Source organism: Streptomyces bicolor, assembly GCF_000719285.1.
GTDB classification, from domain to species: Bacteria; Actinomycetota; Actinomycetes; order Streptomycetales; family Streptomycetaceae; genus Streptomyces; species Streptomyces bicolor.
In genome coordinates, this window is sequence record NZ_JOFS01000045.1 from 1 (window position 1) to 16,000 (window position 16,000).

At 71.0% G+C, this 16,000-nt stretch carries 11 protein-coding genes and 1 pseudogene; 7 read left to right on the top strand and 5 right to left on the bottom strand.

Annotated elements, in window-relative coordinates; translation table 11 throughout:
• The 3 genes and pseudogenes from IF78_RS46975 to IF78_RS0138100 form a co-directional block, all read left to right on the top strand.
• Window positions 1–385: pseudogene (locus tag IF78_RS46975) on the top strand (serine hydroxymethyltransferase); the annotation flags it as partial.
• 98 nt (window positions 386–483) lie between these two features.
• Window positions 484–1,851, top strand: a complete 1,368-nt coding sequence (locus IF78_RS0138095; RefSeq protein WP_031487115.1) for an L-serine ammonia-lyase — start codon at window positions 484–486, stop codon at window positions 1,849–1,851.
• Window positions 1,852–2,540: 689 nt separating this feature from the next.
• The gene (locus IF78_RS0138100; RefSeq protein ID WP_031487116.1) at window positions 2,541–3,359 is read left to right on the top strand and encodes a S1 family serine peptidase; all 819 of its coding nucleotides are present in this window, start codon (window positions 2,541–2,543) and stop codon (window positions 3,357–3,359) included.
• Here the strand turns inward: IF78_RS0138100 and IF78_RS0138105 are convergent.
• A complete protein-coding gene (locus IF78_RS0138105; RefSeq protein ID WP_031487117.1) occupies window positions 3,337–4,059 on the bottom strand; it encodes a septum formation family protein in 723 nt (240 codons plus the stop codon). The two genes, IF78_RS0138100 and IF78_RS0138105, sit on opposite strands and share 23 nt — an antisense overlap.
• Window positions 4,060–4,270: 211 nt before the next feature.
• Here IF78_RS0138105 and IF78_RS0138110 point away from each other — a divergent pair, with 211 nt between their 5' ends.
• From IF78_RS0138110 to IF78_RS44320, 4 genes are read left to right on the top strand one after another with little or no spacing between them, the layout of a single operon-like run.
• Window positions 4,271–6,949 carry a dynamin family protein gene (locus IF78_RS0138110; protein ID WP_158751619.1) on the top strand — a complete coding sequence of 893 codons (2,679 nt, stop codon included), beginning with the start codon at window positions 4,271–4,273 and terminating at the stop codon, window positions 6,947–6,949.
• Window positions 6,946–10,377, top strand: coding sequence for an acetate and sugar kinases/Hsc70/actin family protein (locus IF78_RS0138115; protein ID WP_031487119.1), 3,432 nt, complete (start codon window positions 6,946–6,948; stop codon window positions 10,375–10,377). The genes IF78_RS0138110 and IF78_RS0138115 overlap by 4 nt, the downstream gene beginning before the upstream one ends.
• Entirely contained in the window at window positions 10,374–11,795 is a 1,422-nt protein-coding gene (locus IF78_RS0138120) for a hypothetical protein (protein WP_158751621.1), read from the top strand. Before IF78_RS0138115 ends, IF78_RS0138120 begins: the two co-directional genes overlap by 4 nt.
• Window positions 11,792–12,745, top strand: coding sequence for a protein kinase family protein (locus IF78_RS44320; protein ID WP_031487121.1), 954 nt, complete (start codon window positions 11,792–11,794; stop codon window positions 12,743–12,745). The genes IF78_RS0138120 and IF78_RS44320 overlap by 4 nt, the downstream gene beginning before the upstream one ends.
• Here the strand turns inward: IF78_RS44320 and IF78_RS0138130 are convergent.
• The 4 genes from IF78_RS0138130 to IF78_RS48710 form a co-directional block, all read right to left on the bottom strand.
• Complete coding sequence (locus IF78_RS0138130; protein WP_158751623.1) at window positions 12,740–13,564, bottom strand: hypothetical protein; 825 nt, start codon at window positions 13,562–13,564, stop codon at window positions 12,740–12,742. The two genes, IF78_RS44320 and IF78_RS0138130, sit on opposite strands and share 6 nt — an antisense overlap.
• Complete coding sequence (locus tag IF78_RS0138135) at window positions 13,561–14,400, bottom strand: vWA domain-containing protein (protein ID WP_031487123.1); 840 nt, start codon at window positions 14,398–14,400, stop codon at window positions 13,561–13,563. The genes IF78_RS0138130 and IF78_RS0138135 overlap by 4 nt, the downstream gene beginning before the upstream one ends.
• Window positions 14,401–14,464: 64 nt before the next feature.
• Complete coding sequence (locus tag IF78_RS0138140; RefSeq protein ID WP_158751625.1) at window positions 14,465–15,382, bottom strand: M48 family metallopeptidase; 918 nt, start codon at window positions 15,380–15,382, stop codon at window positions 14,465–14,467.
• Between the two features lie 83 nt (window positions 15,383–15,465).
• Window positions 15,466–15,987, bottom strand: coding sequence for a hypothetical protein (locus IF78_RS48710; RefSeq protein WP_158751626.1), 522 nt, complete (start codon window positions 15,985–15,987; stop codon window positions 15,466–15,468).
• Window positions 15,988–16,000: the final 13 nt, after the last annotated feature.

The following is a 16,000-nucleotide window of genomic DNA, read 5'->3' on the forward strand; positions in this document are numbered from 1 at the left end:
CCAGGGCGGGCCGCTGGAGCATGTGATCGCGGCCAAGGCGGTCTCCTTCAAGGTCGCCGCCTCGGAGGAGTTCAAGGAGCGCCAGCGCCGTACGGTCGAGGGCGCGAAGATCCTCGCCGAGCGGCTGACGGCCGCCGATGCCCGTGCGGCCGGGGTGAACGTGCTCTCGGGGGGCACCGATGTGCATCTGATCCTGGTCGACCTGCGCGAGTCCGAGCTGGACGGGCAGCAGGCCGAGGACCGCCTCCACGAGGTCGGCATCACCGTCAACCGCAACGCCGTCCCCAACGACCCGCGCCCGCCGATGGTGACGTCGGGCCTGCGCGCGGAGGCCCTGAAGGCCCGGGTCAAGGCCCTGGCCGACAAGCACCCGCTGTACCCCGGACAAGTAGTTCCTTTTTGTGGGGTGTCCCGCACACTGGTCAGTGAGCGAGCGGGGCACCCCGCAGAACCTTCTGCACCACCCCGTATTGAGGAGTCCCCGTGGCCATCTCGGTCTTCGACCTGTTCTCGATCGGCATCGGCCCGTCGAGCTCCCACACGGTCGGCCCGATGCGAGCGGCTCGTATGTTCGCCCGTCGGCTGCGCACCGAGGACCTGCTGTCCTCCGTCGCGTCGGTCCGGTCCGAGCTGTACGGCTCGCTCGGCGCGACCGGCCATGGCCATGGCACCCCGAAGGCGGTGCTGCTGGGCCTGGAGGGCTCCTCGCCGCGGACGGTGGACGTGGAGACGGCGGACGAGCGGGTCGAGGCGATCAAGTCGTCGGGCCGGCTCCGGCTGCTCGGCGAGCACGAGATCGCGTTCTCCTTCGACGACGACATGGTCCTGCACCGTCGTAAGGCGCTCCCGTACCACGCGAACGGCATGACGCTGTGGGCGTACGACGCCTCCGGGGCGGAGCTGCTGTCGAAGACGTACTACTCGGTGGGCGGCGGATTCGTCGTCGACGAGGAGGCGGTCGGCGCGGACCGGATCAAGCTGGACGACACGGTGCTGAAGTACCCCTTCCGCACGGGCGACGAGCTGCTGCGTCTGACGAAGGAGACGGGCCTGTCGATCTCGTCGCTGATGCTGGAGAACGAGCGGGCGTGGCGCACGGAGGAGGAGATCCGCGCGGGCCTGCTCGAAATATGGCGGGTGATGCGGGAGTGCGTGTCGCGGGGCATGTCGCGGGAGGGCATCCTCCCCGGCGGCCTGAAGGTCCGCCGCCGTGCCGCGATGTCCGCCCGCCAACTCCGGGCCGAGGGCGATCCGTTGGCACACGCGATGGAGTGGATCACGCTCTACGCGATGGCCGTGAACGAGGAGAACGCGGCCGGCGGACGGGTCGTCACGGCGCCGACCAACGGAGCCGCGGGCATCATCCCCGCCGTGCTCCACTACTACATCGACTTCGTGCCGGGCGCGGACGAGGACGGGGTGGTCCGCTTCCTGCTGGCCGCCGGCGCCATCGGCATGCTCTTCAAGGAGAACGCCTCCATCTCCGGCGCCGAGGTCGGCTGCCAGGGCGAGGTCGGCTCGGCCTGCTCGATGGCGGCGGGCGCGCTGGCGGAGGTGCTCGGCGGATCTCCCGAGCAGGTCGAGAACGCGGCGGAGATCGGCATGGAGCACAACCTCGGGCTCACCTGCGACCCGGTCGGCGGCCTCGTCCAGATCCCCTGCATCGAGCGCAACGGCATGGCCGCGGTCAAGGCGGTCACGGCGGCGCGGATGGCGATGCGCGGGGACGGCTCGCACATGGTGTCCCTGGACAAGGTCATCAAGACGATGAAGGACACCGGCGCCGACATGTCCGTGAAGTACAAGGAGACGGCTCGGGGCGGGCTGGCGGTCAACATCATCGAGTGTTGAACAGTCCCTGGGAAATCCCTTGGTTTGAGTGGCGCTGCTGGGGCTATGTGTCGGCCCATCCCGCAGTGTTCGAGTAGGACTCGTATGAGTAGCGGGTGCTGCGGTGCCACTCCTCACCGGTGAAGGGTCTGTATGCCTCATCTGGCACGTAGAGCAGGCTCTCCGAGGAAGCTGTCGCTCGACAGGTCGTGTCGGCCGGCCGTCGGCGCCGCGGCCCACGACCCGTTTTTCTGCATCGCCACGGACCTCAAGCCCAACCGTGGACCGCGGCGGTCCGGCGCGAGACCCTTGCGATCCAGCGACAAGGATCAACCGTCGTTGTCGCGCGGGGTGATGCGGAAATCAAAATATGCGCACCCAACTGGGACACACGGTGTTGGCCCGCAAACCCTGAGGCCCGTAGTCCACAGACAGCGGCCGGGCACAACGTCGTGCCCGGCCGCCCGAAGCAGCCGTGTGGTTGCCGCACCGATCCCCGTTCCTCCCTCAGCCACGACCACAACACGCTGATCCAGCGTGGGCGTTCGGCCTCCTGTCACTATCGGATTGGAGTTCAGCCGAGTACTTGTAGGGACGCAACAGACGTGACGAGTACAGCGGGCCGGCGAAGCGACCGAACGCCTATGTGGCGAGGTCCCTGGCCGTGACGCAAGTCGGGCTTGCCAAACTGAATCCACAGGAGGGGGCTCATGCGACGGTTCACGGTGAGGCAGGTGGCCGCTGATCTCAGGGCCGGTGCCGGGCCCCTCGTCCTGGTCTGCGCCGGTGTGTTCGCGGGGTTGGCGCCCCTGCTGGGGCTGGACAGCTGGGTCTCACCGGCCGCTGCGGCAGTGGCGCTGCTGTCCGGCGTCAACGTGATCCGATCCGACGTGCTCGCGCCGGCGCGCGCCCGGGGCGTCGCGCGCGCCGTCCATCCTCTGCACACGGGTGTCGAGGGGAGCGCCTTCCGCCCGGTCGCGAACGCCCTGCAGATCGCTGCGGGAGTGTGGGTGGCTCCCGCGCATGTGCTGCACGAAGGGGGCGGCTACCAGGTCGTTCTGCCCGACGGTGCCGCCCTCCGGCTGCGCCCGTTGCACCGCGAAGCCGGACAGGACCTGGCAGTGTTCGGTTCGGACACCGACTGGCCGTGGACGGCGAGACCGCAATGGTCCCCGCCCGAGCCGGGTGAGCGGATCACCGTGGTGGGATGGCTGCTGGGCAGCGCCGTGGCAACCGTCCAGGCGGCCACGGATCTCACCGCCCAGGAGAGCCAGGCGCCCGGACTGGTCACCATGCTCGGCCCGGCGCCGCCGGCGGGCTCGTCCGGTTCGGCCCTCATCGCCGCCCGTACCGGACGGGTGATCGGCGTCCTCACCGGTGTGGGCGCACTCGACCGACGGCAGAGGCCTCCGGGAGCGGGAGACTCGGGCATCGTCATCGGCGTGCTCCTGGCGACGGTTCCGGTCCGGTTCCGTTCGCGTGCCGCGGCTTCGACCGCACCGTCCGTCAGCCGAAGAAGAAGTCGCTGAGCAAGTCCTCCTCCAACGCCTCGCCGTAGTAGGACTCCACGAAGCACACGACCGTACGGTCCCCCACCTCCCAGGTCTCCTCGATCGGTACCGCCTTGCTCCAGTCGAGGCCCTCCTCCACCTCGGACGGCCAGTTCTCCGCGGCATCCCAGTAGGCCTCGTTGCACAGCGCGGAGGCTTCCTCCTCGATCACGTCGTCACCCGGGTATCCGAAGCCGTCCTCGAGTTCCGTGTTGGCCAGGGTCTGCATGTCGTGGGGACCGTCACACGGCACGATCAGGACGTGGGTGAAGCTCTCCGTCTCGTCGACGCAGTCCCCGACGGTGAGTTCGTCGATGTAGGTCTGATCGGATTCGGGCTCCGGCTCGGGCTCGGGTTCGGACGGCTCGGGCTCGGGTTCGGACGGCTCGGGCGGCTCGGGCGGCTCGTAGGTGTAGTCCTCGTTAACGCTGTTGGTGGACTCGGTGCCACCACCCTGCGTGAACAGCACAGCGCCCGTCGAGATGCCCACCACGGCGACCAGTACGGCCGCGGCCCGTAGCCACGGACGTCTGCGCCGGGGAGGTGGGGCGGGCTCCGAGAAGTCGCCAGCCGGCGCGACGGCGGAGGGTGTGTACGGCAGTTGCTCGCCGGGCCAGGGCCGGTAGGGCGGCTCACGGTCCGGCGGTTCCCCCTGACCGGGGGCGTCGGGCGATCCCATGGAGCCATCGTGCACAGCGGGCGGATCCCGTCCACCGTCAACGCCCAATAAATCATGACTAATTATTTAGTACTCCACCATCCAAGATTGTTTTTCTATTTGCCTTTCTTCGGGTATTCCGCACCTCTACGGTGGTGCCGCTTCCGCTCGGGGGCGGAACGTTCACCGGCCGTGTCGACGGCCGGTGCGGGCCGGGAGGTGAGCTGTGTCTTTGGGGGAGTTGGCACGCTGTGCGTCGGATGCGTCGGAACTGTCCGCGCTGCTGACACGGCATCAGCCGGGCGGCGTCGGATCCGATCCGGCCGTCCGCGAGGCGCATCGCCGGGCGCTCGAAGCGCTGCGCAGGGCGGAGGAGAGCGCGCAGGCGCCGTTCAGCATCGGTCTGGTCGGGGAGATGAGCGCCGGCAAGTCCCTGCTGCTCGGCTTGCTGTTGGGGTTGCCCGAACTCCTTCCGGTGGGTGAGGAGGCGGTGACCGGGAACGTCACCCTGATCCATGCCAAGGCGGGGCCCGACCGGGCGCGCGAGTCGTTCGAGTCGGCCGTCCGCGTCGAGTACTTCAGCCAGGCGCAGGCGCTCGACTATCTGCGCCACCTCAGGGACGAGCTGGCGAACCAGGCCCAGGGCAGCCTGTCGGCACAAGTCGTCGACCAGTTACGGCAGTTGCCGATCCGGGAGCCCGACTGCGGCGAGCTGCTTCACTTCCGGGACACGTATCTGACCGGCACGCCGGCCCAGTCGCTCGCTGGAGTGCTCCAGGAACTCGGCTCGCTGGACCAGGCGTTGACACGGATGCACGAGTCCGGCTTTCCGCTGCTCGGGCACACCGCGGAACTCGACGACGAACTCGCGCGCGCCGCCGTCGTCCTGCCGGGAGCGGACGCCGAGCGCGGCTCTGATCCCCGCACCCGCCCGTGGTCCGGCGCATCCGCCCGCTCCAGCCTCGGAGCGCCGCTCTCCGCGGGACTGCTGCGCGCGACGCTCCCTCTGATCCGCAGGGTCGTCCGGGAAGTGCGGGTGGCACCGTCCGTCTGGGACCTCGGTGACTTTCCCGGCGCGGAGCTTCGCTTTCTCGACTTCCCCGGGCTCAACAGCGACTTCAGCGCCGTACGGGACCAGTACGTGTGCGGTGCGGAACTGCACTCGGTGCACACCCTGTTGATGCTGCTCAACGCCGGCGGCGGTGCCAAGGACACACCGCAGCGCATCTTCCGGATGTGGCGCGCGGCGCAGCGGGCGGACTCCATGGAGGACGCCGTCATCGCGCTGATCAGCCGGTTCCACGACCTTCGCGTCGCCGACCCGGTGCTCGAGCCCTACCTGCGCGGCACCCAGCCGCTCACCAGGGAACTGCTGCTGCGCGGCATCCCGGTCCTGCGGGACCTGCTCGCCAGCGCCGATCGGCTGGTGACCCCACAGCATCCGGCCCCGGCGGCCATGGGGTCGGCCGACCGTGTGCTGCTCACCTCGGCCATGCGGGCGCTGAGTACCGGCGGCCGGCACGAGCGGGTGAGCAAGGAGTTCCGCGACAAGTGCGATCTCGACGCCCAGATGCAGAAGGCCGACGGGCGTGCCGCGGTCTGGGGCGAGATCGGCCGGCGGCTCAGCACCGACGCCCTGAGCGGCGGCCTGGACCGGATGCTCACGGACTTCGCGGACGACGGGGGTCTCGCGCGGCTGCGCCAACGGCTGGGCGACCATGTGACCCGTCACGGTGCCGCGCTCTGCCTGGACCAGTTCGCCGAACGCCGCAAGGAGGTCGTCCAAGCGCTGCGCGAGCTGTACACGGTCCTGGAGGCGTCGGGCGGACGCAGCCGGGTGGACCACCGCTCCGAGACGGCGGTGAAGCAGCGCCTGACCACGCTGACGGCCGTGTGGACCGCCGTACGGGACCGGGCGGCCGTAGAACTCCTCGACGCCCACCGGCTGTACGCGCGGCGGACCGGAGACACTCCCGGTCCGAGCCTCTTCACGGAGCTGGAACGGGACACCGCCGAGCGGGTCTACACCTGGCCGTCCTGGAACCGGCTGCTCGACACGGTCCATGAGGAGCATGTGGACCCGCGCCGGCTCCGGGGCGACCACCGGGTGCCCGTGCGGACGGACGAGTTCTTCGCGGAGTTCCGGGACGCGTGCCGCGAGATCGAGGCGGCCGGTTCGGCACGGCTGCTGGCCGCGGTGGAGGCCTGGCTGCTAGGTCATCAGCAGCGGGTCGGGGCAGCCGCCCACGAACTGGCGACGGTGATCACAACCGATGTCTACGACCTGCTGCGCTCCTCGGCCGACGGTGAGCGGCTCGCCGCCCGGCTGCCCCGCGCCGCGTCCCTGCAGTGGCTGCGCGACGAGGCGGAGAAGGCGCTGCGCGACACGGATCCGGCGGAACCGCAGGCGGACGACGAGCAGGTGCGCCAGCGCTTCCCGCTGCGCACCGGGCACATCCTGCCCTGGCATCCGGACAACCTCGTCGGTTCCGCGGCGGACGTCTCGTCCGGGCACCAGACCACCATCGCACGCCACCGGCGAGAGCTGACGGCGATGGTGCTCCATCAGGCGCTTACGGGACTCGCCCGTCGGCAGCGGCTGGTGGCAGCCCATCTGTGGAGCCAGGCCGACGCCTTCGTCACCGACCTGCGCGCGCCGGCGCTGACCGGCGCGCTGGTCACCGCGGTCGCCGGGGGCAAGGAGAGCGAACGCGGCCTCACGGGCCTCGCCGAGCAACTGCGCCTGCTCACGGCGGACTCGGCGTACTCCTGGCAGCCGTCCGAGTGGGATTCGCAGGCCGCCAATCCCTGGGGGTCCGGCGCGCCGTTCGACGGACGGCCCTTTGGCAGAGGGCCTGTTGGCGGAGGGCCCTTCGACCGAGGGCCCCTTGACGGGGGAGCCACGCCATGACGCTGGAGACCGTGCTGCTGGGTACGGACCCGGCCGGCACCATCGAGCTGCGCCCCGACGCGCAGGGCCGGTACACGCTGCCCACGGTCCGGCTGGTGCCCACGGATCCGGGCGCCGGTCCGGTGTGGGTGGAGTACTTCACCTGCCGGGCCGAGGGGCTGCCGCCGTACGCCCGGGACTGGGCCGCGCGCCTGGCCGACGTGTGGGAGGGGGCCGATCCACGCGGCCGCCGCATCGAGGGAACGTACGACATACGGCCGGCCCCGGTCCCGCATCCGGGCTTCGTGGACGCGCACGGGACGACGGCGCTGCGGCTGGTGGTCGACGTGGAGTACTTCCACATCGACCCGCTGACCGGCCGCGAGGTACGGGGCATCCCCTTCCGGAGCGGCGCCTACGGCACCGTGTCCTTCCTCGCCCCCGCCGCGGCGCCGCCCGACCCACGGACGCCCGCGGGGCCGGCGCCGACCCTGGCCGTGGACGTCCCCGAGGCGCCGCTGTCCACCGCCGAGCCGGCCGCTCCGGCCGCCCGGTCGCGCAGCCGCGTTCGCGACAAGGACGACGAGTACCTGGGGCACGCGGCGATCGACTACGGCACCTGCAACTCCACGGTGACGTTGTACGACGGTCAGTTCAAGGTGCGCGAGCCCTTCTCGCCGGCCCGGGTGGCACGGCTGCGCGCGGGAGTCCTGAAGCATGTGTTGGGCGAGCCGTACCCGGATCTCGTCAGGGACGAGTGGGAGTCCGTGCTGGCCCTGGCCCAGGCCGGGATGAGCGACGGTGAGACAGCCCATCCCCGGTCCCCGGCCGAGCTCATCGGGGCGGAGGCCGGGACGGCACTGCTGTTCCGGCTGTGTCTGCTCCTGGAGCAGCGGATCCCGGACTGCTCCCATCTGCTGCGCGCCGAGCTCGCGACGCGTCTGCACCGGTGTTACGACGCCGCGTTCGACGTGCCGCCGCTGGAACAGATGCGGCTGTTCCCGGTGGAGCTCGGCGATGGTACGGCGGAGGTGTCCAGCCGCCTCGAAGTGCTGTCCACCGCCCCGCTCACCGTGCGCCTCGGAGAGCCCGAGCGGCTGGCCGGCTCGGCCATGACGCCGACGGGCGGCGTCGCACAGGGACCCCTGGCCGCCGTGCGCGGGCTCAAACTGGCGCTAGGCAGGGAACATGTCCTGGACCAACTCCCCGGGAATCCGCCGCCCACCTCGGACCTGCTCATCCAGTCCGCCCTGGGACATCTGGTCGACCGTGCCGACCGCTACATCTCCCGGCAGGATCCCGGCCGCCTCGGCTCGGGCCGGCTCAACGACTTGGTCGTGACCTACCCGACGGTCGCGACGCCGGACGTGCGGCGCGCCCTCAAGGCGCTGGTGTCGGAGGGGCTCGGTGTCGACCGGGTGTCGATGCACTTCGACGAGGCCGTGGCCGCCGTCATGTTCTTCGTGATGCGGGACTTCGGCGGCGATCCGAGCCTGGGCGTGGAGGCGTTCCGAGCCCGCTCCCGTCGGCTGGGGTCCGGGCGCGCCTGGACGCAGAACGTCATGGTCTCCGATCTGGGGGGCGGGACTTCGGACCTGGCGTTGCTGACGCTCACCCTGGAGGACACGACCCCCGTCGAGGTGCTGAGGCACCCCCACGCGGAACGGCTCGGCCGCCACTACACGCTGACGCCCACCGTGCAGGGGTCGAGCGGCCACACCGGCCTGGGCGGCGAGCTGCTGACCCTCTCGGTGTTCCACTGGCTCAAGTCGGAGCTGGCGGACCGGCTGATCGCCGCGCACCCGGAGCGGTTCCGTTCGGAGCTGCAGGAGGCCAAGTTCGTCTATCTCGACGAAGCCGGTCACTATGTGCCGGGGAGACTGGCCCAGGATGCCCACTCGGCGCAGTCCGCACTGCGTTCCCAGGCCCGCAGGCTTGCCGAGGCAGCCGTGCCGACCTGCTGGCGGGCGGGCCCCGCCAGCGAAGTCCAGAGGATGCTCTGGACCTTCGAGCACCTGTGGAAGCTGGCGGAACAGGCGAAGATCCATCTGGGCGGCTCCGAGTCCACGTCGGCGAGCGGTCCGTCGCCGTACCGCTTCGGCGAGCAGGAGCTGTCGGGTCTGCTGGACAGTCTCGGCTGGGGCGGTGGCCCGCGCACCGGCGTCGAGTTCGAACTGAACGCCGCCGGCTTCCGGAACCTCGTCAAGGACCATCTGGAAGCCCTCGCCGCCCTAGCCGACGGCCTGCTCAGCGAGCGGCTGCTCGAGGGCGATCCGCTCGACCGCGTGATCCTGACCGGCAAGTCCAGTGCCATGCCGCTGGTGCGCGAGGTGCTGATACGGCGTCTCGGAAAGGGCCGCGAACTGGACTGGGACCCGGCCAACATCGAGGTGGAGCGGGAGTACGCCAAGACGGCGACCTCGATCGGTGCCGCCTGGGCCGAGCAGGTGCGGCAGACCTCCTTCACCTCGGAGGGGGCCGTGGACGCCCTGAAGGACGGACGCACCATCGTCCAGATCGACGTCGACAACCTGTTCTTCTCACTCCCCTGCCGCTTTGAGCTGGGAATGCTGGAAGGCGTCGGGGACCGCACTCTGTTCGGTGCCAACACGACGCTGCACCACCGTGTCCACACCGCAGGCGAGCCCCCGGTCCTGGCGGTGCGCAGCGCGAAGGCCGGGTCCATCCAGGAAGTCATCCGTGTCGTCAGGGTGCGCCAGGGCGCGGACGACATCACGTGGGGGCAGTTCAAGTGTCCCGGACCGCGCGGACAACGGGCGAGCGACCCGGCCGGAGGGTCCCCGGCCCGGATCTGGCCGGACAGGATCAAGGCGCGGTACGAGATCACCGTGGACCTCGACGTGTACGCGTACTTCTCCCAAGGAGCCCCGCACTACACGGTCGACCCCCGGGGCCCGTCGATCGACGTGTGGAAGAGGCTGGGCAAGTCCGGGCTGCTGAAACGCGGTGAGCGGTCGGAAGCCGTGCCGATGGCGATCTACGTGAACTACACGATCGCCGGTTCCGCCCAGGCGGGCAATGGGCAGCTGGTCTTTGCCGCCGACAGCGCGTTCACGGAGGTGTTCCACGACTCCGACGCGCCGGGCACTCCTGCCCGACGGGGGCTGCTCGGAGTGGAGCCGCTGCCCGAGTCACCCGCCTCCGGAGAGTGGGAGTTCGGTGTGACGATCCAGGACAGGGACAGCGTCCGCACGATGACCCTCGGACGGCTGCCCCGGCCCGAGACGGAGGCCAAGTCCCGGGCGCTCTTCGTCGCCTCGCTGGACGAACACGGGGCGCTGCGCGTGCACTTGGGAGGCGTGCCGTTCTGGAAGGCACGGGACATGGAGCATGTGGAGGACGAACCCGGGCGCGTACTGCGGCATCTGATGACCGTCCAGGACAAGGGCAGGGCCGATCAGGACGATCCCTTCGGAGGCCTGCAGTGACCGCTCGACCGACTCAAGGGTCCGAGGGGCGGATTCCGTGGGAGGACCTGCTGCGCACCGAGGGCTCCCTGCTCGCCTCGGTGGCGGCCGCGGGGCTCGACGGGCTGCGCGGCACCTTGCGCGCGGCACTCGTCGCCGCGCCGGCGGACCGGGGTGCGGACGCGTGCACGACGCTGCTGCACGCACTGGAACGCCTGCTCGCCGAGGCCTGGCAGGGCGAACCGGCGCGGCCCGGGGTCACTCAGGCCGGATCCCCAACGGCCGGGGTCCACCAGCCTGGTTCCCCACTGACCGAGGCCCACCAAGCCGGATCCCCTCCGGCCGGGGTTCCCCAGGCCGGGTCGCTACCGGCCGGGTTCGCCCAGGCTGGAGGCCTTCCGGCCGGGGTACACCAGCCTGGTGCCCCACTGACCCAGGCCCACCAAGCACGATCGCTACCGGCCGGGTACACCCAAGCCGTATCCCCAGCGACCGGATCCCCAACGGCCGTGGGCCCAACAGCCAGTGCCCCGCAGCAGGCCGACGACCCGAACGGCTCGGCCGGCCCGCGTGTTCCACCCCGCCCGGCCGCTCCCCCGCGCACCGCGGCCCCGGCGATCCTTGGGCTGGCCGCGGAGTTGGCCGGCTCCCCGGAGGTCGACGACTTCGCGATCGGTGCGGTGCCGCCCGCGGCGGACGGGCCGGGCGGCACGGACCGGGTCCGCCGCTGGTATCACCTCACGCTGCTGAGGCTGCCCGACCGGCATGCCGGCGTCTGGCGCACCCGCGCGGCGGAGGCCGACCCGGCGCCGCCGGAGCCATGGCAACAGCCGCTGCGCGGATGGGCCGACGAGATACTGCTGCCCCCTTCCGACGACGGGCGGCGTGGTATCCGCACCGTACGGACGAAGGTGACCGAGCCGTCCGACCTCGCCGGACTCGTGCTCGCGTTGCTCGAGCACGACGAGGCTCTGTGCCTCCTCCTCGACGGTGTGTGGACGGGCGGTTCCACCCGGTTGTCGGATCCTCAGGTGTCCCAGGCCTACCGCGGTGAGCTGGCCAAGCGTCTGAAGTCGCTGGAGCGCAGCCCACAGGGCGGCACCGAACGCCTTCGGGCCTCGGTGTCCGTGGACGAGGCGCTCTGCTCGGTCACCCATCTGCCACCGGGGGCGCCGGGCAGCTGGTGGAACCGGCTGGCGGAGGAGTCGCACGCGGTCCCGCTCGATCTGTGCCGTCAGCTGCTCGCGGCGGGCCGGAACGTGGAGGCCGTACTGCCGCCCCGGTCGTACCGCCAGGCCCGCCCTCACACCCGGGCCGGAGACGACATCCGGCTCGGTGTCGGCGGACGCCCGGGCGACACACTCGCCTGTCTGCGGCTGTGGTTGCGCGTCGACGACCAGGTGTTCCCGGGCCGGGTCGTCCACCGGGGGCAGGAATGACGTCCCCCGCCGCATGGCCGGCCAAGCCCCAGTACGCATCGGCGGTGCGCGGGCCCGCCGAGGTGTTCGGCGACCCGCGGCTGACCGGCTGCGAGATCCTGTTCGGGGCCACGGGGATGCCGCTCGCGTCCACCGGACGCAACGCGATCGTCTTCGCGGCCCGGACCCCGCAGGACGAACGCGTGGCCATCCGGTGCATGTCCCGTGAACCGGTCTCCGGCGGCGAGCGGTACCGCGCGCTGACCGCGCACCGGCACGCCCAGCCCGTCGACCACGGCACCCCCCTGGTCGAGGCCGAGTGGATCGAGCACGGCATCAGGCTGTCGGGGCAGTGGTGGCCACTGGTGCTGATGCCCTGGATCGAGGGCAGGTTGCTGGACGAGGCGGTGTCGGACCTGTGCGGGGACCATGCGGCGCTGCACCATCTCATCGGCAACTGGCGCGTGGCCATGGGCCAGTTGGCGTCGTCACAGATCTGCCACGGCGATCTGCAGCACGGCAACATCATCGTCGGCGACGATCTGCGGGTGGTCCTGGTCGACCTGGACGCCGTGTGGGTGCCGTTCGCCGCGCACCTGACCCCCGGCGAGTTCGGGCACCGCAACTACCAGCACCCGCACCGGGACATCGGTCACTGGGGTCCCGGTGCCGACGCCTTCCCGGCTCTGGTCATCCTGCTGTCGTTGCGGGCCGTCGCCGCGGACCCCTCGTTGTGGGAGACCCGGCCGGACGGGGAGCATCTGCTGTTCACCCGTGACGACCTGCTCGCACCCGGACGCACGAAGATCTGGAAGGGACTCGCGCGTTCACCCGACACCGCGGTGCGGCGACTGGCCGAGCGTCTGGCCGGCCTCTGCGCCGGTCCGCCGGACGCGGTGCCGCCGCTGGAGGACGTACTGCGCGGATCGGCAGCGGGCGGCCCTCCCCACGCGGCGTACGCAGCGTCATGACGCTTGCGCGGGCGTACGGGCGGCGGCCCGGGCGGTGGCGACCGCCCGGCAGCGCACCAGGGAGACGTCGTCCTCCTTCATCGCCCGCGAGGCGCGCAACTCCCGTACTCTGACGTCGAATTCGTCCCGGCTGGCATGCTCGAGGAACGTCCAGACCGTGCTGCCGCTCTCGGCAGCCGCCTCGAGCGCCCACTGCGCCAGCGCGTCGGTCATCAGCAGCAGGACGTCGTCCGGGCCGCAGGCACCCTCGGTGATCCGCAGCACCGGGGCCAGGGACTCCAGCACCTCCGCCCGGGTCGGCACCAGGTCTGGATGGGTGTCGAACCGGTCGGGCCGGTCCAGCGGGAACAGCACGGTCGGCCGGCCTTCGCGCAGGTGGAACAGACATGAGTCCCCCACGGCGAACGCCCGGTACTCCATCAGTGGTCCGGTTCCCGCACGGGTCGAGCTCACGTCCCGGGTGTCCACTCCGACGAAGGTCGCCGCCGAACCGCGCGCCAGGGCCCCGCGGATGTAGACGGGAACCTCGGCGGTCTGAGCGGTCTGCTCCGCCCACAGCCCGCGCGACTCGTGCAGCCAGCGGTCGAGCACCTGTGCCCCGCTGGGGTCCGGACCGTCGAGTGCGGTGACGAGGAAGGTACGCGCCAGAAGCGCCGCCCAGCGTCCCGAGGCGAAGGCTCGGGACGCGCCGTCGCAGACCGCGGCCCGGTGCGCGTTCCAGGCGTGGGCGTCCTCGCACTCCGCCGCCCTTCCCTTGGGCACGACGAGCGCCTCGCAGAGCAGCACGGCGCGCCCCGGGACCGGGCCGTCCTCACTCAATGCTCGCCGATCAGAGAGGTGGTGCTGGTCCCGATGCGCAGGAAGTCCATCAGGGCCGTCGCACCACCGTTGAACACGAACCCCCGGGCACCGGGCGCGATCCGGCCCCCGTACCCCGACGCCTGGACGAGCGAGCCCGGCAGGGCGCTCGACATTTCGAAGAGCAGCTCGGCCTGGGGCACCTCCGTCGGCGCCAGGACCGGGAAGGACATGGGCGTCCCCTGTGCCTCCGACAGATGCAGATTGAACAGCAGGATGCGGCCGTCGCCGGTCTCGAGGCGGGTGAGGCGCCGCGCCGGACCGCGCGGGTCCCCGTCGGTCGCCTGGCCGTCCGTGATGTTGAGGACGATCGGCGGGAAGGAGGAGCGGTGCTCCTTCACCCAGCCGCGCAGCACCTTGTACGCCATTCCCAGCGCCTCGCACATCGGTGTCCAGCCGAGGTTGAGGGGCTGGATCCACTCCGGGACCGTCGTCTGCTCGTGCTCGACACTGCCGTCCGCGCGGCGCAGCGTTCGGGAGTGCTCGACCGGACGTCCCGTGCCCGCGTAGGCGTGGACGGGAACGAGGGCGCGGCGGCGCGAGGTGCCGGGCAGCAGGGGCCGTACGCCGTTCCCGGAGTACCCGATCACCCCGACGTCGAAGTAGTGCCGCGGCAGTTCCTGGAAGTCCTTGGTGCATTCCAGTACGACCGCGTAGAGCAGTTCGTTGATCATCGCGGCCAGCGCCGAGGCCTTCGGCGCAGGGCTGCCGGATATCGGGGCGCCCATCGAATAGGACTGGTCGAGAAGGAAGAGGAAGCAGCCCGGGTTGCGTCTGCTGATCTCTTGCTCGTACACCTTGGCTTCCCCCTGCGGTGACGGTGGTCAGCTGTGCTTCTTCGCTGTGGCGGGCTTCAGGGCTTCACTGGGGCGGGCGGCCGAAGAAGCCGCGGGTGCTGTCACCCGCACGGCCGCCCAGGCGCCCCAGCCGGGTGCTGGTGGCTCCCTGGGCCGGGTCGAGGGGAGCCCGCGCCCGCCCGACGCCGTCGATGCCCTCGGCGAGCTGGGCCTTCACCGACGCCGACTCGCCGCGCAGCGGGTAGTCGCCCTCGTGGACGATCCGGCCGTATGCGCCCTCGCGCACCCAGCGGTCGAGTTCCGCGGCCCGGACCACCAGCAGGGGGTGGTCCGAGGAGGGCATCATCCACTTGACGATGCGGTTGCGCAGACCGGTGGCGTCCTGGAACTCGGCGGCCTGTTCCAGGAAGGCGCTGGGGTTCATCTCCTCGGTCTGCCGACCGCCCGCGAGCATCATCAGCGTACGGACGGCGACCTCCAGGTCCTGTCCCACCAGCAGGCCGGCCCGGTCCCCGGACAGCTCGGACTTGCGTCCCCAGTCCTGCAGGCCCAGCTCGATCCCCTTCAGCACCAAGGGTCCCCCGGGTATGCCGTGCAGGCCTCCCGCGCCGACGGCGGCCAGGAACCAGGCCACGCTCTGGTAGAGCGCGTGGCCCGAGATCGCGTGGCCCAGCTCGTGCCCGATGACGAAACGGATCTCGTCCTCGTTCATCGAGTCGATCAGATCGGCGCCGAGCACGATGAACGGCTTGTCGAAGCCGATGGTCACGGCGTTGAAGCCGATGCTCCGGTTGACGTAGAGACTCGGTGGCTCGACGACGTCCAGGGTGTGCGCGGCCTCCGCCATCACCTGGTTGAGCCGACGGAACTGGGTGTCGCCGACCTTCACCGCGCACGCGAGGTGGTGCATCCGCATCGCGGCCTCGCCCGGGGCGCCCATCACCTTCCTGAGTACGAGGTCGAAGCCCTTCGCCTTGCGCACGGTCGACAACGCGGCCTGAGCGAAAGGGTGTTCATAGGCTTCGGAGGAGATTCCCGGGAAGCGCACCCGGCGTGGGGATGTGGTCACGGTTCCTTGCTTCCTGACACCGGCAGGAGTACGCAGATCCCGCCGCTGTGCGGTTGATCGCATTCGGAACAGGGCACCGGCAGCTGCGCAACCGCCATGGTGGTGCCCGCTGCCGTACGCCAGACAGGCATCAGCAGGAGGTTCCATTCACCGGCCGGTGCCGGCCGGTCCTCGGACGGCCGAGCCGGGACGGCGTCCAGGCTCAGCAGGGCGCGCTGCGGGGTCCGGTCCAGGCCCGTTCCGCCTCCCCGGAGCCCGCTGCTCACGCCCAGCACGCCGCGCCACAGCCGGCCGGCGAGACGGCGCCGGGGCGGCTCGACCCACAGGCTTCCGGCCGCCAGGCCATGCCGGGTGAGCAGCGCCTCCCGAGCGCCGGTTGCATCGTGGGCACTCCAGATCACGTGCAGGCCGAACTCCCTGAAGCTGTCCGGCGACCGGCCGTCTCCCCCGCCATCCGGTGCGGCGGCGCAGCCGGGCGAGAACATGACCAGCGAGGCCGCCGATGGTGACCGGGGCATCTCCGGGCACTGC